General features: G+C 66.8%; 21 protein-coding genes and 2 pseudogenes. 7 read left to right on the top strand and 16 right to left on the bottom strand.

What is annotated here, in order from left to right; genetic code table 11:
- The first annotated feature begins 61 nt into the window (after positions 1 to 61).
- A complete protein-coding gene (locus tag AC5Y46_RS17660) occupies positions 62 to 880 on the top strand; it encodes an SDR family NAD(P)-dependent oxidoreductase (protein WP_499992407.1) in 819 nt (272 codons plus the stop codon).
- Here AC5Y46_RS17660 and AC5Y46_RS17655 read toward each other — a convergent pair.
- From AC5Y46_RS17655 to AC5Y46_RS17640, 4 genes are all read right to left on the bottom strand, one after another.
- Positions 860 to 1,429, bottom strand: a complete 570-nt coding sequence (locus AC5Y46_RS17655; RefSeq protein WP_499992406.1) for a carboxymuconolactone decarboxylase family protein — start codon at positions 1,427 to 1,429, stop codon at positions 860 to 862. The two genes, AC5Y46_RS17660 and AC5Y46_RS17655, sit on opposite strands and share 21 nt — an antisense overlap.
- Positions 1,426 to 1,836 (bottom strand): pyridoxamine 5'-phosphate oxidase family protein, encoded by a 411-nt coding sequence (locus AC5Y46_RS17650; protein WP_499992405.1) that lies wholly within the window; start codon positions 1,834 to 1,836, stop codon positions 1,426 to 1,428. Before AC5Y46_RS17650 ends, AC5Y46_RS17655 begins: the two co-directional genes overlap by 4 nt.
- A gap of 16 nt (positions 1,837 to 1,852) precedes the next feature.
- Complete coding sequence (locus AC5Y46_RS17645) at positions 1,853 to 3,295, bottom strand: PPE family protein (protein ID WP_499992404.1); 1,443 nt, start codon at positions 3,293 to 3,295, stop codon at positions 1,853 to 1,855.
- An 84-nt stretch (positions 3,296 to 3,379) separates the two neighbouring features.
- Entirely contained in the window at positions 3,380 to 5,119 is a 1,740-nt protein-coding gene (locus tag AC5Y46_RS17640; RefSeq protein ID WP_499992403.1) for an N-acyl-D-amino-acid deacylase family protein, read from the bottom strand.
- 27 nt (positions 5,120 to 5,146) lie between these two features.
- Between AC5Y46_RS17640 and AC5Y46_RS17635 the strand changes: the two are divergent.
- Positions 5,147 to 5,296, top strand: a pseudogene (locus AC5Y46_RS17635) (VOC family protein); the annotation flags it as partial.
- Between the two features lie 10 nt (positions 5,297 to 5,306).
- Positions 5,307 to 5,822: a mycothiol transferase gene (locus AC5Y46_RS17630; protein ID WP_499944703.1), complete on the top strand. Its 516-nt coding sequence runs from the start codon at positions 5,307 to 5,309 to the stop codon at positions 5,820 to 5,822.
- Positions 5,823 to 5,841: 19 nt separating this feature from the next.
- Here AC5Y46_RS17630 and AC5Y46_RS17625 read toward each other — a convergent pair whose 3' ends face one another.
- From AC5Y46_RS17625 to AC5Y46_RS17605, 5 genes are all read right to left on the bottom strand, one after another.
- Entirely contained in the window at positions 5,842 to 6,546 is a 705-nt protein-coding gene (locus tag AC5Y46_RS17625; protein WP_499992402.1) for an anti-sigma factor, read from the bottom strand.
- Positions 6,543 to 7,106 carry a sigma-70 family RNA polymerase sigma factor gene (locus AC5Y46_RS17620; protein ID WP_499992401.1) on the bottom strand — a complete coding sequence of 188 codons (564 nt, stop codon included), beginning with the start codon at positions 7,104 to 7,106 and terminating at the stop codon, positions 6,543 to 6,545. The genes AC5Y46_RS17625 and AC5Y46_RS17620 overlap by 4 nt, the downstream gene beginning before the upstream one ends.
- 44 nt (positions 7,107 to 7,150) lie before the next feature.
- Positions 7,151 to 7,807, bottom strand: a complete 657-nt coding sequence (locus AC5Y46_RS17615) for a DUF1365 family protein (RefSeq protein ID WP_499992400.1) — start codon at positions 7,805 to 7,807, stop codon at positions 7,151 to 7,153.
- A gap of 48 nt (positions 7,808 to 7,855) precedes the next feature.
- Positions 7,856 to 10,687, bottom strand: coding sequence for an MMPL/RND family transporter (locus AC5Y46_RS17610; RefSeq protein ID WP_499944780.1), 2,832 nt, complete (start codon positions 10,685 to 10,687; stop codon positions 7,856 to 7,858).
- Between the two features lie 71 nt (positions 10,688 to 10,758).
- Positions 10,759 to 11,181, bottom strand: coding sequence for an MmpS family transport accessory protein (locus tag AC5Y46_RS17605; RefSeq protein ID WP_499944781.1), 423 nt, complete (start codon positions 11,179 to 11,181; stop codon positions 10,759 to 10,761).
- A gap of 263 nt (positions 11,182 to 11,444) precedes the next feature.
- Here AC5Y46_RS17605 and AC5Y46_RS17600 point away from each other — a divergent pair, with 263 nt between their 5' ends.
- From AC5Y46_RS17600 to AC5Y46_RS17590, 3 genes are all read left to right on the top strand, one after another.
- Entirely contained in the window at positions 11,445 to 12,131 is a 687-nt protein-coding gene (locus AC5Y46_RS17600; protein ID WP_499944708.1) for a TetR/AcrR family transcriptional regulator, read from the top strand.
- A gap of 97 nt (positions 12,132 to 12,228) precedes the next feature.
- The gene (locus AC5Y46_RS17595; RefSeq protein ID WP_499944709.1) at positions 12,229 to 12,783 is read left to right on the top strand and encodes an MmpS family transport accessory protein; all 555 of its coding nucleotides are present in this window, start codon (positions 12,229 to 12,231) and stop codon (positions 12,781 to 12,783) included.
- Complete coding sequence (locus AC5Y46_RS17590; RefSeq protein WP_499992399.1) at positions 12,780 to 15,710, top strand: MMPL/RND family transporter; 2,931 nt, start codon at positions 12,780 to 12,782, stop codon at positions 15,708 to 15,710. Before AC5Y46_RS17595 ends, AC5Y46_RS17590 begins: the two co-directional genes overlap by 4 nt.
- 64 nt (positions 15,711 to 15,774) lie before the next feature.
- On the opposite strand, the gene AC5Y46_RS17585 is transcribed toward AC5Y46_RS17590, so the two are convergent.
- The 6 genes from AC5Y46_RS17585 to AC5Y46_RS17560 form a co-directional block, all read right to left on the bottom strand.
- Entirely contained in the window at positions 15,775 to 15,960 is a 186-nt protein-coding gene (locus AC5Y46_RS17585) for a hypothetical protein (RefSeq protein WP_499992398.1), read from the bottom strand.
- An 11-nt stretch (positions 15,961 to 15,971) separates the two neighbouring features.
- Positions 15,972 to 16,295, bottom strand: coding sequence for a hypothetical protein (locus AC5Y46_RS17580; protein ID WP_499944712.1), 324 nt, complete (start codon positions 16,293 to 16,295; stop codon positions 15,972 to 15,974).
- A gap of 229 nt (positions 16,296 to 16,524) precedes the next feature.
- Entirely contained in the window at positions 16,525 to 16,761 is a 237-nt protein-coding gene (locus tag AC5Y46_RS17575) for a hypothetical protein (RefSeq protein ID WP_499992397.1), read from the bottom strand.
- Positions 16,762 to 16,763: 2 nt separating this feature from the next.
- A complete protein-coding gene (locus AC5Y46_RS17570; protein ID WP_499944714.1) occupies positions 16,764 to 17,213 on the bottom strand; it encodes a DUF5078 domain-containing protein in 450 nt (149 codons plus the stop codon).
- A gap of 65 nt (positions 17,214 to 17,278) precedes the next feature.
- Positions 17,279 to 18,187, bottom strand: coding sequence for a crotonase/enoyl-CoA hydratase family protein (locus AC5Y46_RS17565; RefSeq protein WP_499992396.1), 909 nt, complete (start codon positions 18,185 to 18,187; stop codon positions 17,279 to 17,281).
- Positions 18,188 to 18,234: 47 nt separating this feature from the next.
- Complete coding sequence (locus AC5Y46_RS17560) at positions 18,235 to 18,867, bottom strand: DedA family protein (RefSeq protein ID WP_499992395.1); 633 nt, start codon at positions 18,865 to 18,867, stop codon at positions 18,235 to 18,237.
- 125 nt (positions 18,868 to 18,992) lie between these two features.
- Between AC5Y46_RS17560 and AC5Y46_RS17555 the strand changes: the two genes are divergently transcribed.
- Entirely contained in the window at positions 18,993 to 20,348 is a 1,356-nt protein-coding gene (locus AC5Y46_RS17555; protein ID WP_499992394.1) for a DUF2254 family protein, read from the top strand.
- A gap of 2 nt (positions 20,349 to 20,350) precedes the next feature.
- Here AC5Y46_RS17555 and AC5Y46_RS17550 read toward each other — a convergent pair.
- A pseudogene (locus tag AC5Y46_RS17550) lies at positions 20,351 to 22,372 on the bottom strand (prolyl oligopeptidase family serine peptidase); the annotation flags it as partial.
- Positions 22,373 to 22,423 lie beyond the last annotated feature (51 nt).

Here is a 22,423-nt window from a genome sequence, read left to right as displayed (position 1 = left end):
ATTGATCACAGCGTAATCAGCGATGCGAAGATCGGCGTCCTACGACGGTAGGTTCAAAGACGTGGCGCTCCCGACTCCCTCTCCGACCAGTACCGCCGTCGTCACCGGTGCCTCGTCGGGAATCGGCGCCGACATCGCCCGCGAACTGGCCCGCCGCGGCCACGGCGTCACGCTCGTGGCGCGCCGCGAAGACCGGTTGCGCGAGCTGGCCGACGAGCTCTCCGGCAGCGTTCGTGTCGAGGTCCTCGCCTGCGACGTCGCGGACTCCGGCGCCCGCGCCGAGCTACTGGACGAGGTCGGCCGGCGCGGACTGACCGTCGACGTCCTGGTCAACAATGCCGGCCTGGGCACCATCGGCTCGGTGACCAAGACCGACGTGGACAAAGAGATCGCCCAGGTCCGGGTCAACGTCGAGGCAGTCATCGACCTGTGCACGCGCGCGGTCCAGCAGATGGTGCCGCGCGGGGGCGGCGCGATCCTCAACGTGGGATCCACCGCGGGGTTTCACCCGTTTCCCGGCCAGCTCGGCTACGCCGCCACCAAGGCGTTCGTGAAGTCCTACACCGAAGGTCTGCGCGCGGAACTTGCCGGCACCGGCGTCACGGTCACGCTGCTGTGCCCCGGCCCGGTGCGCACCGAGTTCCTGACCAGCGCGGGCATGGACGAACGGACCTTCGCCGACGCGTTCCCCAAGTTCCTGTGGATCCCGTCGCGGACTGTCGCGCGTATCGGAGTGGACGCCCTCGATGCCGACGAGGCAATGGTCATCACCGGACTGCCCAACCAGGTGAGCACCCGGTTGGTCCAGTTCATGCCGCGACGGTTGCTGCTGCCCCTGCTGAAGAGCCGGCATCCCGGTCTACGGCGAGACCGGGGTTGACGGCCAGCGTCGCATCCAGCCTTCGACCGGCAGCGCCAGCGCGTTGCACAGCGTGCAGATGGTGCGGTACCAGCCCACCGCGGTGAGCAACTCGATCCGTTGTTCGTCGTCAAGGAAGCTCCCCAGCGCTGCCCAGGTCGGCTCCGACCACGAACCGCTGCGCTCCAGTTCGTCCACCGCCTCGATCAGCGCGCGCTCGTCGGGACTCCACCGCGCGTCCTGCGGCCCGCCGGTGACCAGGGCGTCACACTCCTCGTCGCTGACCCCCGCGAGCGGACCCCAGAACGCCGCTTGTCCGCCCCACTCGTAGGCGCATCCCACCAGGGCGCAGCAGCGCAGTATCGCGATGGTGCGGGTCCGGGGCGCCAACAGCGCTGCCACGTAGAGGGTTTCGCCGAGCTTGCGCAGCCGGGTGGCCAGCGCCGGGTGGCGTTGCAGGCAGCGCACCAGCAGCAGCGGCTCGTAGGTCCGGTCCGGATGGCCCCAGCTTTCGATGCCCGCGGCGTCCTCGTCGCTCCACGGCGGCGCGAGCGGTTCGACGCGGCTCATGCGACCGGAACGCTGAACACGACGCAGTCGTGCAGGCATCCCTGGGCAGCGGACGGGGAGTCGGCGTTGCGGTGCAGCAGGGCGCGGGTGGGCACGACGTCGCAGCGCACCGTGTCGGGCGCGGCCCCCTCGGTGATCTCGGCCCGGCCGTCGACGATCAGCGAGTAGCCGCCGGGTTCGGTCGGCGGCCAGATCAGCGTGACCTCGGCGCGGCGGGCCAGGTTGGCGCGGGTGCCGCCGCCGATCAGCCCGACCTCCAGGACCCGCTGATCCCGCAGCACCGGTTCGACCGTCACGGTGTGCGCGCGGTAGCTGTCGTCGACGGTGATGAGGTACGCGAAGGGGAAGTCGGGCAGGGCGGCTGCCAGTCGCGGCAAGTCAACCTTTTTCGCGGTCTTTGCGGCCATTGACTGAGGATAGGCGTCAGTCCGACTTCACCGGGAACTTGATCACCCGGCTCTGACCGGCGGTGTCGCGCTGGGATTCGGGATAAAAACCCGACCTGGGGATGCCGTCGCTGGGCAGGTTCGGGGTGCCCAGCCCCGCCTCGCGCGCCAGGGTGAAGCCGGTCACATTGCTGCTGGTGGTGCGCAGCCCCGAGTTGGCGGCCGGGCTGCTGGTCGGGTTGGCCGACACTTGGCCGGGTCCGGCGGAATCCAGTCCGGCGGCCGAGGCGACGACGGGTGGAGTGATGCCGGCGTTCAGCGCGCCGGCCAGACCGGAATGCAGGCTGCCGGTGTTCGCCAGTGCCGAGCCCAGCAGTCCCGAACCCAGGGCCGCGGTCCCCAACCCGCCGGTGGCGTAGTGCGCGGAGTTGGTCAGGCTCGCCTCCAGGCCGGTCGCGGCGCCCAGGCCGCCGCCGTACAGTCCCGACCCCCACGGCCCCATGCCGGCGAAGCCGGTGTTGGCGCTTCCCGAGTTGCCCAGACCCGAGTTGAGGCTGCCCGAGTTACCGAAGCCCATGTTGTCGGTGCCGGAGTTGAAGAAGCCGGTGTTGCCGGTGCCGGAGTTGCCGAAGCCGGTGTTGCCGCTGCCCGAGTTCAATCCGCCGAAGCCGAATCGGTGGTCACCGGTCAGGCCGAACCCGAAGGAGTCGCTGCCGGTGTTGGCGAAGCCGAAGTTGTTGCTGCCGAAGTTGCCGAAGCCAAGGTTGCCGATGCCGGTGTTGCCGCCGCCCAGGTTGTAGCTGCCGGTGTTGCCGGCCCCGACGTTGCCGCTGCCGCTGTTGCCGCTGCCCAGGTTGTAGTTGCCGGCGTTGTTGTTGCCGATGTTGCCGCTGCCGGTGTTGCCGAAGCCGAAGTTGATCTGACCGTTCTTGCCGATGTCGATGCCGAGGTTGCGCAGCACCTGCTGCCACGGGGCCAGCTGGGCGGCGGCCGCCGACGCGTCGAAGTGGTAGTTCGCCATGGCCGCGACGTCGAGGGCCCACATCTGCTCGTAGGCGGCTTCGGTGTCCATGATCGCGGGCCAGTTCATGCCGAAGAAGTTGGTGGACGCCAGCATCTGCACCAGGCCGCGGTTGGCCGCCACCACCGCGGGCTGCACGGTGGCCGCCACCGCCGCCTCGAACGCCGACGCCGTCGCGGTGGCCTGTGCCGCCGCCAGGTCCGCCTGGACGGCCGCCGCGCTCAGCCAGGCCATGTACTGGGTGGCGACGTCCATCATCGCCGCGGCCGACGGACCGAGCCACGAAGAGGTGGTCAATTCCTGTGTGACACCGGTGAACGACGCCACCGACGACGCCAATTCCTCGGCCAGTCCAGCCCATGCTGAGGCAGCAGCCAGCAGCGGTCCCGCACCGGGACCGGCGAACATAAGTGCCGAGTTGATCTCTGGCGGCAACCACGCGAAATGCGGGCTTGTCACCACCCAAACCTACCCGCCGGGGCTGGTTACCGTGGGCTTATCGGGTAACCCGCTAAGGCCAATTCTCAGGGCTCCAACAGGGCGTCAGACGGGCTCGGGTGCGGGTCGACGGCCTCGGATCAGCCGCCCCGGGCGGGCCGAAGTGGGCACGCCGTGCTCGGCGATCAGCTCGCCGGAAACCACCGTCGCGACGTAGCCGTCGGCGGTCTGATCCAGCCGCCGGCCGCCGGCCGGCAGGTCGTGGGCGATGACCGGTTTGTGCAGCCGGAGCGCGGCGTGGTCGATGACGTTGAGGTCGGCCTTGTAGCCGACGGCGATCCGGCCGCGGTCGGCCAGCCCGGCGATGCGGGACGGCACCGAGGTGAGTTCGCGGACGGCTTCGGGCACGGTGAACCGTCCGGTCGCGCGGTCGCGTGCCCAATGGGTCAGGAAGTACGTCGAGTAGCTGGCGTCGCAGATCATGCCGTAGTGCGCACCGCCGTCGCCGAGTCCCAGCACGACGTCGTCGCGGTGCAGCAGGTCCCCCACGGTGTCCAGGGTGTTGTTCTCCAGGTTGCTGGTGGCGACCAGCAGCATGGCCCGGCCGTCGTCGTCGAGTAGGCGGTCGTAGGCCTCCTCCAGCGCGCTGACGCCGCGGGCGGCGGCGCGGGCGGCGATGCTGTCCGACGGGTCGGGCTCGTAGTTGGGGTTGTCGTCCAGCGGGAAGATCCAGTCCCAGGCCTGCGCGACGTACAGGATCGGATGCCCGGCGCCGGGCTTGTCGGCCAGGATGCGGGCGCGCACCTCGGGTTTGCGCATTTCGGCGACGCGCTCGGCGAGCGGCAGGTCGGCGATCTCGCGGTAGCTGGGGTAGAGGACGAACGGGTTGGCCGACAGCTGCAACCCGATGATCAGCCCGATCGGGCGCGGCAGCAACTGCGCGGTGAATTGCGTCCCGCCGGCACCAGAGTTCTTGTTGGCCTTCTCCACCATGGTGATGGCGTCGGGCCAGAACGGCTCACCGGTGTTGCCGACGATCAGGGTGAAGGTGAGCGGTAGCCCGACGTCCTCGGCGACGTCGAACACCGTCTGCAGCACCGGTTGGTAGCCGCCGGCGGGGAGGTCGGGGACGAATTGCAGCAAACCGCCACCGCCGTCGACGACGCCGCGGGCGATCTGTTCGATCTCCTCGCGGGCGGCGTCGTAGCTGGGGATGGGTGCCCCGCTCTCGGTCTTGTGGATCGTCAGCCGCGACGAGGCGAAACCCAGCGCGCCCACTTCGATCGCCTCTTTGGCCAGTTCCCGCATCTTCGCCAGGTCGTCGGCGGTGGCGGGTTCGCGATCGGCGCCGCGCTGTCCCATCACGTACACCCGCAGCGGGGAATGCGGGAGATAGACGGCCACATCGATGTCACGTCGCCGCGACTCAATGGCGTCCAGGTATTCGGGAAACGTCTCCCAGGTCCACGGCAGCCCGTCGGTCATGACGACGCCGGGAATGTCCTCGACCCCGGCCATCACGTCGACGAGCACCTCGTGGTCCTCCTTGCGGCACGGCGCGAAGCCGACCCCGCAGTTGCCCATCACGACCGTGGTCACGCCGTGCGCCGAGGACGGTGTCAGCCGGTCCGACCAAATGGCCTGCCCGTCGTAGTGGGTGTGCAAGTCGACGAAGCCCGGGGTGACCAACAGGCCCGTCGCGTCGATCTCGCGCACCGCGTCGGCGCCGTTCAGCGATCCCACCGCCGCGATCACGCCGTCGCGTACCGCGACGTCGCCGGCGAACGGTTCACCTCCCAGACCGTCCACGATGGTGCCGTTGCGGATGAGGAGGTCATAGCTCATCCAACTAATCTACGACCGTGATCGATCGCCTTCTACGAGACGGCGGTGGGGCTGGGTGCGGAGTCGTTGCACCCGCCGCGGCTGTGGCCGGAGTATCACCCCGGATACTTCGGCGCCTTCGTGCGCGACCCGGACGGCAACAACGTCGAAGCCGTCTGGCACGGCGCCAGGGCGTAGCGTCGCGCGTATGCCAGGAAGCGATGACGCGGTCCGGGAACTGTTGCGCGACGCGTTCACCCGATTGATCGAACACAGCGACGAACTCACCGACGGGCTGACCGACGAGATCGCCGGCTACCGGCCCACGCCGCAGGCCAACAGCATCGCGTGGCTGCTCTGGCACAGCGCCCGGGTACAGGACTTGCAGGTGGCCGACATCGCCGGCGCCGAGCAGGTGTGGCTGCGCGACGGCTGGGTCGATCGGTTCGCGCTGGACCTGCCGCGCAACGACATCGGGTACGGCCACAGCGCCCGGGACGTGGCCAAAGTGCGCGCGCCGGCCGCCCTGCTGGCCGGCTACTACCGCGCGGTGCACGCCTTCACCCTCGACTACGTCGCCGCGGTGACCGCCGACGAACTGGCGCGCATCGTGGACACCAACTGGGACCCGCCGGTGACGGCGAGCGCGCGGCTGGTCAGCATCATCGACGACTGCGCCCAGCATCTGGGCCAGGCGGCGTATCTGCGGGGGATCGCGAAGTAGCTGCCGGGGTGGGCGACGCTCAGCGCAGCGGCAACTCGGCCAACACCGCGCCGGTCGGCTGGGGCGAGCCGGTGCCGGGCTCCACGGTGAACGCCAGGGACGTCGAGCTTCCCAGGTTGTCCAGCGTCGCCTTGGTGGACGGCGACACCGCGGTGGTGCCCATCGTGCCGGCCGACGTCGTGCCGTCTGCACCAATTAGCCACATCTGGTAGACGGTGCCCGCCGCCGGCGGCGGCACATTGTTCATCACCAGCACACCGGCATTGCGGTCGCGGGAGAACATCACCGTGGCGGTCCCCGGCCCCAGCGGGCGGGAAACCGTCCGCACGTCGGGCGCGGCCAGAATCTGTTCGGCCACCGTCTGCGTGGGCGCCGGCCGCATCCACACCCCGACGCCGAACGCTGCCAGGCCCACCGCGATCGCCGCGGCGGCCGCCAAAACCGCAGTGCGCCAACGTGACCGGAGCCGGGTCGGCGCAGCGGACGGGGCGGTCAGGGCGAGCACCGCCGCGCGCAACTGGTCCGGTGGTTCGGCGACATTCGCCGACGACAGCACCGCCATCGTCTCCCGGACCGCGCGGACCTCGTCGGCGAAGGCCGCGGCGACCGGCACGGGCGCCGACGAAACCCGGGCGTCGATCTCGGCCTGCTCCGCGTCGGTCAGGGCGTGCAACGCATACGGGGCCGCCAGCTCGAGCAACTCGAAGTCGTCGGGGGCGCTCATGCCACGTCCAGACAGTTGCGCAGGCCGCGCAGCGCGTCGCGCATGCGGGACTTGATCGTGGACAGGTTCGCGGCCAGCCGCTGCGACACCTCGGCGTAGGTCAGGCCGCCGTAATAGGCCAGCTCGATGCACTGGCGTTGCGCGTCGGTCAGCGCCTCCAGACACCGGATCACCCGGCGCCGCTCGTCACCCGCTATCGCCGAGTCCGAGACGACGTCGGTCGCTGTCTCGAAATACGCTGTGCCGTAGCGTGATTCGCGTTTGGTTCCGGCCTGCTCGCTGCGCACCCGGTCGACCGCGCGCCGGTGTGCCATGGTCATCAGCCAGGCCAGCGCGGAGCCCTTGGTGGAGTCGAAGTCCGACGCCGTCCGCCACACTTCCAGGTAGACCTCCTGGGTGGTCTCTTCGCTGTATCCGGCATCGCGCAGCACCCTGGTGACCAGTCCGTACACCCGGGTTTTGGTTTGGTCGTAGAAAGCGGCGAACGCGCCGTCGTCTCGCGCGGCGACCCGGCGCAGCAACGCATCCAGGTCGCCACTGGGGGTCGGCGGGGCGGTCATCGTCGGTAGCCTAACGCCCGATTGCGCCAGGTTGGGGACGTCGGTCATGGCTGTCGGGCCGGCCCGGACGCGAGATCGGCCGCCCGCTCCCGCTTTTCGGTAGCCGCGGTGCCGATCGCTGCCTCTCCGGCCCGTTGTGTCCGCCGGCGTGCGAACCGGCGCAGCACTGCCCTCGGCAACAGCCGCTTGCCACGCACAGTCGCGGTGAACGCCAACCGGGACTCGGGGTGCAACGACACCATGATGTCGACCTCGCGCTCGGGGACCGGCGCGAGCAGCAGGCATTGACCGTCGGGGGAGTGCGTCCGGACCAACACCGGTACCTCGGCCGGCGGCAGCAGATAGGTGTGCCGGCCGCGGGTGTTGTGCACTTCGGCGATCACGTATCGCAGGCGGCCGTCACCGTCGTGGCACCAGAAGATGGTCAGCGGGTTGACGACGTGCCCGAACGTGCGGGCGGGCAGCAACCCGGTGATGCGGCCGTCGGGCATCTCGACGCCGTGCTCGGCGAACACCGCGGTCACCCGGTCCCGCAAGCCGGCCCTCAACCACGGCAACCGGGGAAGCCGGTCGACGTCGACGTACCAGCTGTAACCGCGGCGCTGAAACGAGCGATGCGCGGGAACCTGCTGCGACTGGCTGACCGTGGTGCGGTAGACCGCCGTCGGCTTCCCCGCCCGGGACTGGTGTTGTGGCTGCACACCAGATATTCGGAGTCGGCGGCCGACCGGATGGCCGGGCCGGCCGGACTAACGCTGGTCGCTGAGCGCCAGCATCCGGTCGGTCGGCTGGTCGTCGCGCGGCAGGGCGGGGTTGCGGGCGGGCCGCGTCCGCACCCGGATCGGCCACCAGAACCAGCGACCCAGCAGCGCGGCGATCGACGGCGTCATGAACGCGCGCACGATCAACGTGTCGAACAGCAGGCCCAGACCGATGGTGGTACCCACCTGCCCGATCATCCGCGCGTCACCGATGATCATCGACGCCATCGTGAACGCGAACACCAGGCCGGCGTTGGTCACGACCTTCCCGGTGCCGCCCATCGACCGGATGATGCCGGTGTTCAGGCCCGCGTGTATCTCCTGTTTGAATCGGGAGACCAACAGCAGGTTGTAGTCCGATCCGACGGCCAGCAGCACGATGACCGACATCGCGAGCACCAACCAGTGCAGGGGGATGCCCAGGATGTGCTGCCAGACCAGCACGGACAGGCCGAAGGATGCGCCCAGCGACAACGCGACCGTCCCGACGATCACCGCCGCGGCCACGAAGGCCCTGGTGATCAGCAACATGATGATGAAGATCAGGCACAGCGAGGAGATGCCCGCGATCAGCAAGTCCCATTTGGCGCCCTCGGAGATGTCTTTGAAGACGGCCCCGGTCCCGGACAGATAGATCTTGGCGTCCTCCAGCGGCGTGCCCTTGAGGGCTTCCTCGGCCGCGGTGCGGATCTGGTCGATGCTGGCGATGCCCTCCGGTGAGGCGGGATCACCGCGGTGCAGGATGATGAACCGCGCCGAGTGCCCGTCGGCGGTCAGGAAGTTCTTCATGGCCCGCTTGAAGTCGGCGTTCTTGAACACCTCGGGCGGCAGGTAGAACGAGTCGTCGTTCTTGGCCGCGTCGAACGCGTGGCCCATCGCCGTGGCGTTCTCGCTCATCTCGTCCATCTGGGCGAAGATCCCGGACATGGTGCTGTGCATGGTCAGCATCATGGTCCGCATGCTCACCATGGTGTCGATCATCGGCGGGAAGGTGGCGATCATCTGCGGCATCAGCACGTCGAGCTGCTTGATGTCGCCGACCAGGACATTCAGCTGCTCGGTCAGCTGATCGATCCCGTCGAACGCGTCGAAGATCGAGCGCAGTGTCCAGCAGGCCGGGATGTCGTAACAGTGCTTCTCCCAATAGAAGTACGAGCGGATGGGCCGGAAGAAGTCGTCGAAGTTGGCGATCTTGTCGCGCAGATCGTTGGTGATCTGCTGCATCTGCTCGGTGTCGCCGACCATCTTGTGGGTGATCCCGACCAGCTTGGACATCAGCGCATACATGTTCTGCATCAGCGCGATCGTCTTGGTCATCTCGTCGGCCTGTTTCAACATGTCGTCCATGCGGTCGCGCTGGTACTTCATGGTCTGCAGCTGACCGGCGTTCTGCATGCTCATCTGGAACGGGATCGACGTGTGATCCATCGGGGTGCCGTCGGGCCGGGTGATCGCCTGGACGCGGGAGATGCCGGGCACCCGGAAGATGCCCTTGGCCAGCTTGTCCAGCACCAGGAAGTCGGCCGGGTTGCGCAGGTCGTGATCCGACTCGACCATCAGGATCTCCGGCTTCATCCGGGCCTGGGAGAAGTGCCGGTCGGCGACGATGAAGCCCTGGTTGGCCGGGATGAAAGCGGGTAGGTAGGCGCGGTCGTCGTAGCTGGGTTTGTACCCCGGCAGGGTGACCAGCCCGATGATCGCGATCACCAGCGTGACGGCCAGGATCGGCAGCGGCCAGCGCACCACGGCGGTACCCACCCGTCGCCAACCCCGTACCGACAGCACCCGTTTGGGATCGAACACCCCGAACTTGCCGGCGACCACCAGGATCGCCGGACCCAGTGTCAGCGCGACGAGGACGGCGACCAGCATGCCGACCGCGCACGGGATGCCCAGCGTCTGGAAGTAGGGCATCCGGGCGAAGTGCAGGCAGAACAGTGCGCCGGCGATCGTCAGGCCGGAGCCCAGAATCACGTGCGCGGTGCCGTGATACATGGTGTAGAAGGCGGTTTCCCGGTCCTCACCGGCTTGGCGGGCCTCTTGATAGCGGCCGATGATGAAGATGCCGTAGTCGGTGCCGGCCGCGATGGCCAAGGACGTGAGCAGGCTGACCGAGAACGTGGACAACCCGATCAGTTCGTTGTGTCCGAGCAGCGCCACCGCGCCGCGTGCCGCGCTGAGTTCGATGCCGACCGAGAGCAGCAGCAGGAACACGGTCAGGATCGACCGGTAGATGAACATCAACATCAGCGTGATCACCAGCACCGTGGTGATGGTGATCTTGGCCATGGATCTGTCGCCACTGTCGTGCAGGTCCGCGGCCAGCGCCGAGGCGCCGGTGACATATGCCTTGAGCCCCGGCGGAGCCTGCACGCTGTCCACGATCTTGCGGACGGCCATCACGGACTCGTTGGCCAGCGGTTCGCCCTGGTTGCCGGCGAGGGTCAGCTGGACGGTGACGGCTTTGCCGTCGTTGCTCTGCGCGCCGGCGGCGGTCAGCGGGTCGCCCCAGAAGTCCTGGATGCTCAGGACGTGCTTCTTGTCCTCCCGCAGCTTGCGGATCATCTCTTTGTAGTAGGTGTGCGCCTCGTCGCCCAGCGGCTTGTCGCTTTCCAGGACGATCATCCCGAAGCTGTCGGTGTCGCCCTCCTTGAATGCGTTGCCGATGTGCTTCAACGCCACGAACGACGGTGCGTCGGCGGGACTGAGCGAGACCGAGCGCTCTTGCCCCACGACTTCCAGCGACGGCACGAAAATGCTGAGCAGCACCACGACCACCAGCCAGAACAGGATGATCGGCACCGCGAGCGCGTGAATCATCCGCGCGATGAACGGCCGGTGGGCTTCGCTGGAGAGGTCGGGGGGAGGGCCGACCGGCGCGTAGGCGGTACTCACGCCGACTTCACCAGGCAGAAGGTGAACGCGTTGACGCCACTGGAGTGACGCTCGGCCTTGACCTCGTCGTCGATCAGGATCCGGCAGCCGATGCTGTTGCTGTCGCCCTGGGCGGTGAGGTTGCCGACCATGGCCGCCTTGGTGGTGCTGATGTGCAGCGACCAGGGCAGCCGTGCGTTCTCCACCCACTGCGGATCGGAATTGACGTCGAAATAGCTGATGTCGGCGACGGTACCGGGCGGGCCGAACACCTCGTAGACGATTCGCTTGGGATCGAACGGCTCAGGGTTCTTCAAGTTGCTGTCGGCGTAGGACTCGCGCTTCTCCGAACCGAAGTAGCCGTGCACGCGGTAGACGAGGAATCCGCCGACCGCCACCACCACCAACACGGTCAGTGGGATCCACGTGCGCGACAACAGCCTGAAAATCGCAGACCCCTTTGCAGATTCGTGAATTTCTTGCGTTATACGGACCGCGGCGCCCAACCGGTGCTGTGCACCGGCGGCATCTCGTCGACCAGAGCAACTAAGCCTTGCCTAAGTAAAGCACGGCCGCGCGACCGGGCTGTCCACTCCTTCCACTCGCGCTGCGAATTGTAACGCATATCACGTGCGTAACAGACGCTACCGTCCGGCTTCTACCTGCGCAAATCACATTACGTGCGTTATACAAATCACATGTTGTGCGTTATCCTCTGCCAGTGGCGCAACTCGCTTTCCGACGCGCCCGCACCGAGGAGAACAAGCGCCAACGTGCGGCGGCACTGGTAGAAGCCGCACGCTCGCTGGCCGTCGAGACCGGCGTCGCGTCGGTCACCCTGACAGCGGTCGCCAGTCGCGCCGGGATCCACTACTCGGCGGTGCGCCGCTACTTCACCTCGCACAAAGAGGTGCTGCTGCATCTGGCCGCTGAGGGCTGGGTGCAATGGTCGGGCACGGTGTGCGACAAGCTGGCCGAACCCGGTCCGATGACCCCGGAACGTGTGGCCGAGACGCTGGCCAGCGGTCTGGCCGCCGACCCGTTGTTCTGCGACCTGTTGGCCAACCTGCACCTGCACCTCGAACACGAGGTGGAGATCGAGCGGGTCATCGAGATCCGGCGGACCATCTCGGCCGCCGCGATCGCCCTGGCGGACGCCATCGAACAAGCGCTGCCCGCGCTGGGGCGTCCGGGGGCGTTCGACATCCTGATCGCCGCCTACTCGCTGGCGGCGGCCTTCTGGCAGATCGCCAACCCGCCGGCGAAGATCTCGGACGCCTACGAGGAGGAACCCGAGGTGCTGCCGGCCGAATGGAACATCGACTTCGGCTCCGCGCTCACCCGGGTGCTCACCGCCACCTGCATCGGCTCACTCCCGGGGTCGCGATGACGGGTGAGGATCGTGAAATGTTTTGCGTCAGACGGGTATCTGGGTTGAAATACAGGCTGATTTCTCCGCGGCTCTCACTGATCAGGAAAGCGCGCCCATGACGATGACTGAGCCAAGGACCGAACCGTTGACCACCCCGGACTCCGCCGGCCGCGAGGGTGATCGAGCGACTGACCAGACCAAGCGCAAGGGTCTGTGGAGCCTCGTCACCCGGTTCTGGCTCGTCGTCACCGTGGTGGCCGTCGTCGCGGTATCGGCGTTTGTGGTCCACCGACTGCACGGGGTGTTCGGCGTGCACAGCGGTTCGTTCGGTGGCGGCTCGTCCGGTGACGTCATCGACCAGTTCAACCCCAAGACGATCACCCTGGAGGTCTGGGGTGCACCGGGTAGCACGGCGACTATCAGTTATCTCGACGAGAACTCTCATCCTCAGCAGGCTCTCAATGTGCCCCTACCGTGGAAGACGGAATTGAAGTCAACGAAGCCCGGGATCCCGGCCAACCTGATGGCGCAAGGAAACGGCAGCTGGATCGCTTGCCGGTTCCTGGTCAACAACAACGACGGACGCGGTGACGTCATCAAGGCGCCGAATAGGTCGCGCCCCGAGCAGACGGTGAATGCCTTCGTCTACTGCCTGGACAAGTCCGCGTGAGCGAGACCGCCGAGGCGCCGCCGCGGGTCGACCAGCCGCTCATCCCGCCGTTCCTGCCGCGGATGATCCACCGGCTGGCGCTGCCCATCGTCCTGGTGTGGTTGGGCATCGTCTTTGTCACCAACACCATTGCGCCGCAGTTGGAGGTCGTCTCCAAGAAGCAGTCGGTGTCGCAGAGCCCCCGAGACGCAGAGTCGTTCCAGTCGATGATGCGGGTCGGATCGACGTTCAAAGAGTTCGATTCCGACACCTCGGCGATGATCGTGCTGGAAGGCGACAAACCGCTGGGGCCGGAGGCGCACCGCTACTACGACGAGATCGTCAGGCGAATCCAGGCCGACAAGAAACACGTCCAGCACGTGCAGGACTTCTGGAGTGATCCGCTGACCGCCGCCGGCTCCCAGAGCCACGATCAGAAGGCCGCGTACGTCCAGGTCTACCTCGCCGGCAACATGGGCGGCGGTCTGTCCGCCGAGTCCTCCGACGCCGTTCGCAAGATCGTGGAGTCGGTGCACGCCCCACCGGGCATCAAGGCCTACGTCACCGGCGCGGGTCCGCTGATCGCCGACCAGTCGCACGCGGGTGAGAAAGGCGTCGCGGTCGTCACCCTGATCACGATTCTGGTCATCATGGTGATGCTGCTGTTCGTCTATCGCTCGGTCGTCACCGTCCTGGCCGTGCTGTTCATGGTCTTCGTCGAATTGTTGGCAGCTCGAGGCGTGGTCGCGGTGCTGGGCAACTACGGGATCATCGGGCTGTCCACGTTCGCCAACAACCTGTTGGTGTTGCTGGCGATCGCGGCCGGGACCGACTACGCGATCTTCGTGGTGGGCCGCTACCACGAGGCCCGCGGCTTGGGTGAGACGCGCGAAGAAGCGTTCTACACCATGTTTCACAGCACCGCCCACGTCGTGCTCGGGTCGGGGCTGACCATCGCCGGCGCGATGTACTGCCTGAGCTTCTGTCGATTGCCGTACTTCGAGTCACTCGGGGTGCCGTGTGCCGTCGGCATGCTTGTCGCGGTCATCGCGGCGCTGACGCTGGGCCCGGCGGTGCTGACCGTTGCGTCGTTCTTCAAGCTCCTGGACCCGAAGCGAAAGCTGCAGACCCGCCGCTGGCGCCGGATCGGCACCGCGATCGTGCGCTGGCCCGCGCCGGTTTTCGCGGTCACGATCGCGGTCGCCCTGATCGGCCTGCTCGCGCTGCCCGGCTACAAAACGGACTACGACACCCGTCACTACCTACCGTCGGACACCCCGGCCAACATCGGTTACGCCGCCGCCGACCGGCACTTCAACCAGGCTCGGCTCAATCCCGAGCTGCTGATGATCGAAACCGATCACGACCTGCGCAACTCGGCCGATTTCCTCGTCCTGGACAAGGTCGCCAAGGCGGTCTTCCACATCCCCGGTATCGGCCGGGTGCAGACCATCACCCGACCGTTGGGCACGCCGCTGGACCACAGCACCCTCGGTTTTCAGATGGGTGCCCAGGCCGCCGGGCGGATTCAGACCCAGCACTTCCAAGACGAGCAGGCGCAAAACCTGCTGAACCAGGCGGACGAGCTGCGCAAGACGATGGCCACGCTGCATGAGCAGATGCAGGTCACTCAGGACCTCAGCAACACGACGCACGAAACCACCAAGCTCACCAAGGAAACGGTCAAGATCACCGAGGCGCTGCGCGACGACATCGCCACGTTCGACGACTTCTTCCGGCCGATTCGCAGCTACTTCTACTGGGAGAAGCACTGCTACGACATCCCGATCTGCTGGGCGCTGCGGTCCATCTTCAATGCGCTGGACGGAATCGACCAGGTGGCGCAGAACATCCTGGCCCTGAGCGCGAATCTGGACAAGCTGGATGCGATTCAGCCCAAGTTGGTGGAGTTGATACCCCCGCAGATCGAGAGCCAGCAGCGCAATCTCGAAACCATCATGTCCAACTATGCGACCACCACGGGCCTCAACGACCAGGCCAGAGCGCAGGCCGACAACGCCACCGCGCAGGGGGATGCATTCGATCAAGCCAAGAACGACGACACGTTCTACCTTCCGCCGGAAGCGTTCCAGAGTCCGGACTTCGAACGGGGTCTCAAACAGTTCATCTCGCCCGACGGGCACGCTGTCCGGTTGATCATCTCGCATGAAGGCGACCCGGCCAGTCCGGAAGGCATCAACCTGATCGAACCGATCAAGCGGGCCGTGCACGAGGCGATCAAGGGCACGCCCTGGGAGGGCGCCAAGGTCTACCTCGGCGGTACCGCCGCGACGTACAAGGACATGCACGACGGGTCCAACATCGATCTGCTGATCGCCGGAATCTCCGCGGCCACCCTGATTTTCGTCATCATGCTGGTGATCACCCGAAGCGTCGTGGCGGCCTTCGTGATCGTCGGCACGGTGTTGCTGTCGCTGGGCGCCTCGTTCGGACTCTCCGTGCTGCTCTGGCAGTACATCCTCGGCATCAAGTTGCACTGGATGGTGCTGGCGATGGCCATCATCCTGCTGCTGGCGGTCGGCTCGGACTACAACCTATTGCTGATATCGCGGTTCAAGGAGGAAATCCACGCCGGACTCAAGACCGGGACGATCCGCGCGATGGCCGGTTCGGGCTCGGTGGTGACCGCCGCGGGGCTGGTGTTCGCCGCCACCATGGCCACGTTCATGTTCAGTCCACTGCGGGTGATGGCTCAGGTGGGTACGACGATCGCGCTGGGTCTGTTGTTCGACACCTTGATCGTGCGGTCGTTCATGACACCGTCGCTGGCCACCTTGCTCGGGCGCTGGTTCTGGTGGCCGCAGCATGTGCGTCCGCGCCCGGCCAGCACCATGCTGCGACCGTACGGACCGCGCCGGGCCGTGCGGGAACTGCTCCTCGAGGACGTTGACGAACATCCACCGGGGGGACTGGTGGAACGGCGCTGATCGCCGTGCTCGGCAATCAGGCTCGGCGCGGTCGAGTGGGATCTGAGGACGTCGCCGAGGCCGGCTAACCGCCGCCGCAGCCCCCGCCGCCGTACCACCCGTGCTTCCAGGGTTCCGACCGTCCCGACGCCTCCCAGTCGTCGCGCAGGCGCTGAACCTTGCGCTGGTAGCGCCGGTCCAGGTACAGCATCAGCCAGACGATACCGATGAACATCGCTGCACCCAGCACGGCGAGCGCGATGAGTGCCATCGGACGGTGGGCTACAAGGCGGCGACGTCGCGCATGATGTCGCGCAGTTCGGACACCGGCGCTCCGCAGGTCAGGCAGTAGGTGTCTGCCTGGCGCGCAAGTTGGCCAACTTGGACCAGGACTTCGGCCTCGGCACGCCAAAGGCAAGCGATGCAAAGAATTTCGACGATATTGCCAAACGGATCGACCTGCGGGTGGTTACATTGGTCTACCGCGTGGCGGTGAACGATGTAGGCGGCTCGGTTGGTGCATCCGGACTCCGCCTGGCAGGTGATGGTCTGCCAGTCGAGGGACGCAAGCGTGCCAGGGATCTCGTTGCCAGTAGTTTGGCTCATGCGATGACCTCCAGCTTCCGGACCGCAGTCACATCCGTCACTCGCACGTCGGCGGATTTTGGCTGGGCCGGAGTGTCCATTATGGGTACCTTTGGCCCGTCGCGGCAAGGGTAGGCCGACGGTATTTCTCCGCGTTCCCTTAGTTTTCCACCTCAAGGAAACCGTACTTTTATGACGATTTCAAGGGTTCCCGTGGGGAAGAGGTTTCAAACTTGCCGAGTTTGAATTCTCAGGGCTGATTCACGCAGAACGCCACGCACATCGCCGAGACGGGGATGGAAACCCACTGCAGTTGCCCGTCCGGCTGTCGCTCGCAGTAGATCGGGCCCGGTTTACCCCAAACCTTCGCGCCCTCCGGCGAGCAGCTTTTTCCCAGGTCGCTGTCGGCGTGCGCCGCCCCACTACCGAAGAAGAGGATCATCGGGGCTATCGCCGCCGCCATGGCCAACCCGACGTACCGGCGCACGACTATCCCGCCCAGTTCCAGACCGACATGTCACCGCGCGGGTATTGGTCGCACACCTCGGTGCCCTTGGCAACCACACCCTTGTTGTTGAAGAAGATCTTCATGTGGTTGACCCAGGCGAAGGTCAACGGGTCGCCGTTGTAAAAGTTCTCCGAGTAGTCCCTGCGCTCCGCCGGCGACAGCGAGTAGAACCAGTGCGCCTTGTTGATGGTCGCTTCCTGAAGGTTCGCGTGATTGTTGAAGTCGATCATGTACCGCTGGTAGTACACCGGGCTGGTGTCCCGGACGGCCGCGAGGTACTGCTCGGCGTCGCAGGTGGTAGCGATCTGTCTGCGCGGGATCGGGAAGTCTTCGGTGGAGTCGGCGGCGGCGGTCGCGGGGAACATCGCGCCGGCCAGGCCGAGAAGCAGAGCGAGAGCGCCTGTGCGCAGGCTGTTATGGAGCCGAGACATATTGATAACCGTAGCACTTTCCGGGCTTGCGAGAACGATCGGCCGAAAATCTGTAGCCCATCTCACTACCCGTTGCGATCAGGAATTATCACGTGCGACGGATCCGGCCGCAGCTCCGGCGGAGCCTGGCTGTAGTCGCCGAACGGACCGTCCCGGCGCTCCACCGCGGCCCGTGGCCCCTCGGTTTGGGCGGTGCGGATGAACTCCAGCGCATCCGGGGTGTTGCGCATCAGTCCGTCGAGTATCCCGCCGAGCAGTTGGGTGGACGCCAGGCCCATGTTCTCGTAGGCCTGGTTGACCATCAGCTTCTGCGCCCGCAGCTGCGACAACGGGATCCGGGCCAGTTCGGCGGCGATCTCGGCGACCCGGGCTTCGAGTCGCTCGAACGGCACCGCCTCGTTGATCAACTCGACCTCGGCGGCCTGCACACCGGTCAGCGGCCGGCCGGTCAACGCGTGCCATTTCGCCCTGGCCAAGCCCAACCGGTACATCCACATGCCGGTCAGATAGGCCCCCCAGATCCGGCTGTAGGGGGTGCCGATCACGGCGTCCTCACTGGCGATCACGATGTCGGCGCACAACGCGTAGTCACTGCCCCCGCCCACGCACCAGCCGTGGACCTGCGCGATCACCGGCTTGGTGGCCCGCCAGATCGACATGAACTTCTGGTGCGGGCCCGTCGCCGCGGTCACCATCGCGAAATCCTTGCCCGGATCCCACCGGCCGTCACTGTCCATGTGGTCCGCCCAGTGCTGGAAACCGCCGCCGAAGTCGTACCCGGCACAGAACGCCCGGCCGGCGCCGCGCAACACGACGACCTTGACGTCGGGGTCGTGTTCGGCCCGCCGGATTGCCGCCTCGATCTCGTCGGGCATGGGCGGGACGATGGTGTTGAGTTGCTCGGGGCGATTCAGCGTGATCGTGGCCACCGGCCCGGCCGTGGCATACAAGAGCGTTTCGAACTCGGGAGTCATAGCGCGAAGCGAAGCCGGTGCCCGACTCGGGTGTCAAGCGCCGCCGGTCAGCACTCGGCGGCCGCCTGGGACCGGCGCCGGACCAACCACCCGACCAGCACCGCGACACCGACCAGGGCACCGGCTGCCAGCAGGTATTTCTCGTAGCGCTGGAATCCCGCGTACAGCGCGCCGATGTGGTTGCCGGCCAGATATCCGGCCAGCACCCAGACCACGACCCACACCGCGGACCCCAGGGCGTTGTAGGCCAGATAGCGCTGCCACCGCATCCGCGCGAGGCCGGCGGCGATCCCGCTGGCCTGGCGCAGGCCGTCGACGAATCGGCCGAGCGGCACCACGATCTGGCCCCGCCGCTCGAAGAAGCGTTCGGTCTTGGCCAGCCGATCCTTGGTGAGGAACACATAGCGACCGAAGCGCAGCACCAGTTCGCGACCCCCGTAGCGGCCGATCGCGTAGCCGGCGTTGTCGCCGACGACGGCGGCCAGGAATCCCGCGAGCAGTACCAGAGCCAGGTTCAAATGACCGACGCCGGCGTACATACCCGCCACCACCAGGATGATCTGTCCCGGCAGCGGAATGCCGACGCCTTCCAACCCGACCAGGACGATCACGGCGGCGTACCCGAACTTGTCCAGCGTTGGGGCAAGCGACTGGAGGGCTCCCGGGAGCTGCGCGGACATGAGTCCCAGGGTGCCCAAACTGACCCGGCGCTAGACGTCGTGCAGATCACGCCGCACGGTTCGGGGCACTCGCAACCGGGTATCTGCCAGTTCAGCGTGTCCTGCGCGGACAGGGGTGATGAGCGTTGATACGCCGAAATTCTCAGACAAAGCGTCCCAGGCGCGAGAGCGGACTGCGCCGGGCACTGCACGAGTTTCTCGGCGTCCCGCTGGCCATCATCGCCGCGTTCATCGCGATCGCCGTCGCCACCAGCGTGCTTGACGGCGACGACACCAGCTGGTTGCAACCGGTCAAACACCTGCTGTCGAAGCTGGCGCCGCCGCAGGAGAACCAGTCGATGCTGCGCACCGTGGCACCGGGGATGCTCACGTTGATGACCATCACGTTCGTCCTGTTGCTCACCTTGGTCCAGCGCATGTCCGACGTGTTCACCTGGGTGGTGGTCGAGCAGTTCCTGAGCCGGCGCGTCAACCAGACCTTCTTCGGCTATTTCGCCGGATTGTCGGCGTTCTACGTCGTCGTCCTGGCGCTCGTCGACCCCGATCAAGCGGTGTTCAGCACGGTGACGGCGCTGGTGCTCAGCGTGCTGGCGTTGGCCGGGCTGGTCGTGTTCGGCTACCTGGTGCTCGACCAGCTGCGTCCGCCGTCAGTGGTGGAGCGCATCGTGCAAATCACCATCGCCACCCGCGACCGCCAGCTCGAGTGGCTGCGGCGAGTACGGGACAAGCCCCAGCTCGCGCATCTGCCGGCTACCACCGTCCGTTCGCAGTGCACCGGGTACCTGGTGGACATCGACCTGAAACTGCTCGACCGCGCGCTGCGTGATGTCCCGGGCGAGGCGGAGATCGAACTCAACGCCAAGCTGGGCACGCACATGGTGGCCGGCACCCTGTTGGCGACGGTGCGCGGCGAAGACGCGGCCGAACGGGAACGCTTGGCACGCGCCGTGCTGGACGCGATGTGCTGTGGCCGGGAGCGGCAACTCGACCGCGAACCGTCCTACGGGGTGCACCAGCTGTCCAGCATGGGCTGGGGCGCCGCCACCCAGCGGGACTCCGAGGCGGCTTTGGTGACCGTCGACGGACTGCACGCCCTGCTGGCCCACTGGGCGCAGGAGTCCGACCCGCCGGTCGACGACCGGGTGCCGGTGGTGTACACCTACGACACGATCTGCGAGGTGCTCAAGGCGTTGTCGAGCATCGCCGTCGGCGCCATCGAGGGTGGACAACACCAGACTTGCGCCCAGGTGCTGAACGTGTTCGCGATGGCCATCCCGACGTTGTCCGCCGATCACCAGCGCACGGCGACACGACACGTACGCAACACGTTGATGACGGCTGCCCAGCACCCGCGCACCGCCGAACTCGAACATGCGATGACCGAGCTACGACAGGCGTTGGGGGACAACGGTCATTGCGAGCTGGCCGCCGAACTCGATCGCGTCGCCGCCGAACTGGACCGCCCACTGTCGAAGCGCTGAGGCGCGCCCAGGGTGCGCCACAGGAACGAGTACGTCAGCGCCTGCTTGAAGGCGAGCTGCTCGTTGTCGGCGGCGCCGCCGTGGCCGCCCTCGATGTTCTCGTAGTACCAGACCCGGTGACCGGCGGCTTCCAGGGCGGCGGTCATCTTGCGGGCATGTCCGGGGTGGAGCCGGTCATCGCGCGTCGAGGTGGTCATCAGGATCGGCGGGTACTCGCGGTCGGCCGAAATGTTCTGGTAGGGCGAGTATTCGGAGATGAACGACCAGTCGTCCGGGTTGTCCGGGTCGCCGTACTCGGCCACCCAGGAGGCGCCGGCCAGCAACAGGTGATACCGCTTCATGTCCAGCAACGGCACACTGCACACCAGCGCCCCGAACTTCTCCGGGTACTTGGTCAGCATGATCCCCATCAGCAGACCGCCGTTGCTGCCGCCCTGGGCGCCGAGTTGCCCGACCGTGGTGATGCCGCGTGCCACCAGATCGTCGGCGACCGCGGCGAAATCCTCGGCCACCTTGTGCCGGCCCTCGCGCATCGCCTGGGTGTGCCAGCCCGGCCCGTATTCGCCGCCGCCGCGGATGTTCGCCAGCACGTAGGTGCCGCCGCGGGCCAGCCACAGCCGGCCCAGGACGCCGCTGTAGCCCGGGGTGTTCGCGGTCTCGAAGCCTCCGTAGCCGTACAGCAGGGTGGGGCCCGGACCGTCGGCTTCGGCGGGTCGCACCAGGAAGTAGGGGATCGGCGTCCCATCCTCGGATGTCGCGAAATGCTGTGATACTGAGAGGTTTTCGGCGTCGAAGAAGGACGGCGCGGACTTGATCGGTTCGAGGCCGGCCGGGCCGGTGCCGCGAAGTAGCCGGGACGGCGTGTCGAAACCGCTGGAGTCGAGGAAGAATTCGTCGCCGGTGTCGTCGGCCGCGACGATCACGGTGTTGGTCGACGCCGGGATGCCGGCGATCGGTTCGCGCTGCCAGCTAGCCGGCGTGACGCTCTCGACGCGGCTGGCCACGTCGGCCAGCGAGACGATCAGCAGCCGGTCCCGCGTCCAGGCGTAGTGGTACAGGCAGGTGTGTTCGTCGGGCTCGAAAACGACAGCCAATTCCCTTGTGCCGCGTAAGAATTCGTCATAGTTGGCGGCCAGCAGCGAGCCGGCGCCATAGGTGGTGTCGCCGACCGTCCAGTCGGAACGCAGCTCGATCAGCAACCATTCGCGGTGCACCGACATGCTGCTGGCGTCGCTGGGCACCTCGATCGGGATCAGCTCGGTGCCCCGCAGCTCATAACGCTGCCGATTCCAGAAGTCCAGGGAGCGGCCGACGAAGGTGCGTACGAAACCCGGGGTGCGATCGGTGGAGCCGCCGACGCTGACGTCGGTCCGCTCACCTTCGAAGATGGTCTCGGCGTCGGTCAACGGGGTGCCGCGGCGCCACCGCTTGACGATGCGCGGATAGCCGGACTCGGTCATCGAATCCGGGCCGAAGTCGGTGCCCACCAGCACGGTGTCCGGGTCGTCCCAGTCGATCTGCGACTTCGCCTCCGGCAGTTCGAACCCGTCGGGCACGAATTCGCGGGTCAGCATGTCGAATTCCCGCACCACGACCGCGTCCGAACCTCCCGGGGAGAGGCTGACCAGGGCGCGGGTCAGCTCGGGTTCGATCACGTTGGCACCGGCCCACACCCAGTTCTTGCCGTCCGCGCGTCCCAGGGCGTCGACGTCGATGAGCACATCCCAGTCCGGCGAGTCGGTGCGGTAACTCTCCAGCGTGGTGCGTCGCCACAAACCGCGCGGATTGGTCGCGTCGCGCCAGAAGTCGTAGAGGAACTCACCGCGGCGACGTACATACGGGATGCGGGCGTCGGTGTCGAGCACCTCCAGCGCCTCGGCGCGCATCGCCTCGAAGTCACCGGTGCAGAACTGCGCCGTGGTGGGCTCGTTGCGCGCCCGCACCCAGTCCAGCGCCGTCTCGCCGGTGACGTCCTCCAGCCACAGGTACGGGTCCTCAGAAGCTTCAGCTGCCATGACGGCCATTGTGTCCCCAGCGGTAGTGTGAGCCGTATTACATGAACCAAAAGAGGAGCC

The organism is Mycobacterium sp. NGS59 (genome assembly GCF_059812345.1).
Note: the sequence above shows the minus strand (reverse complement) of the source record. Positions and strands in the feature narration are given on the sequence as shown.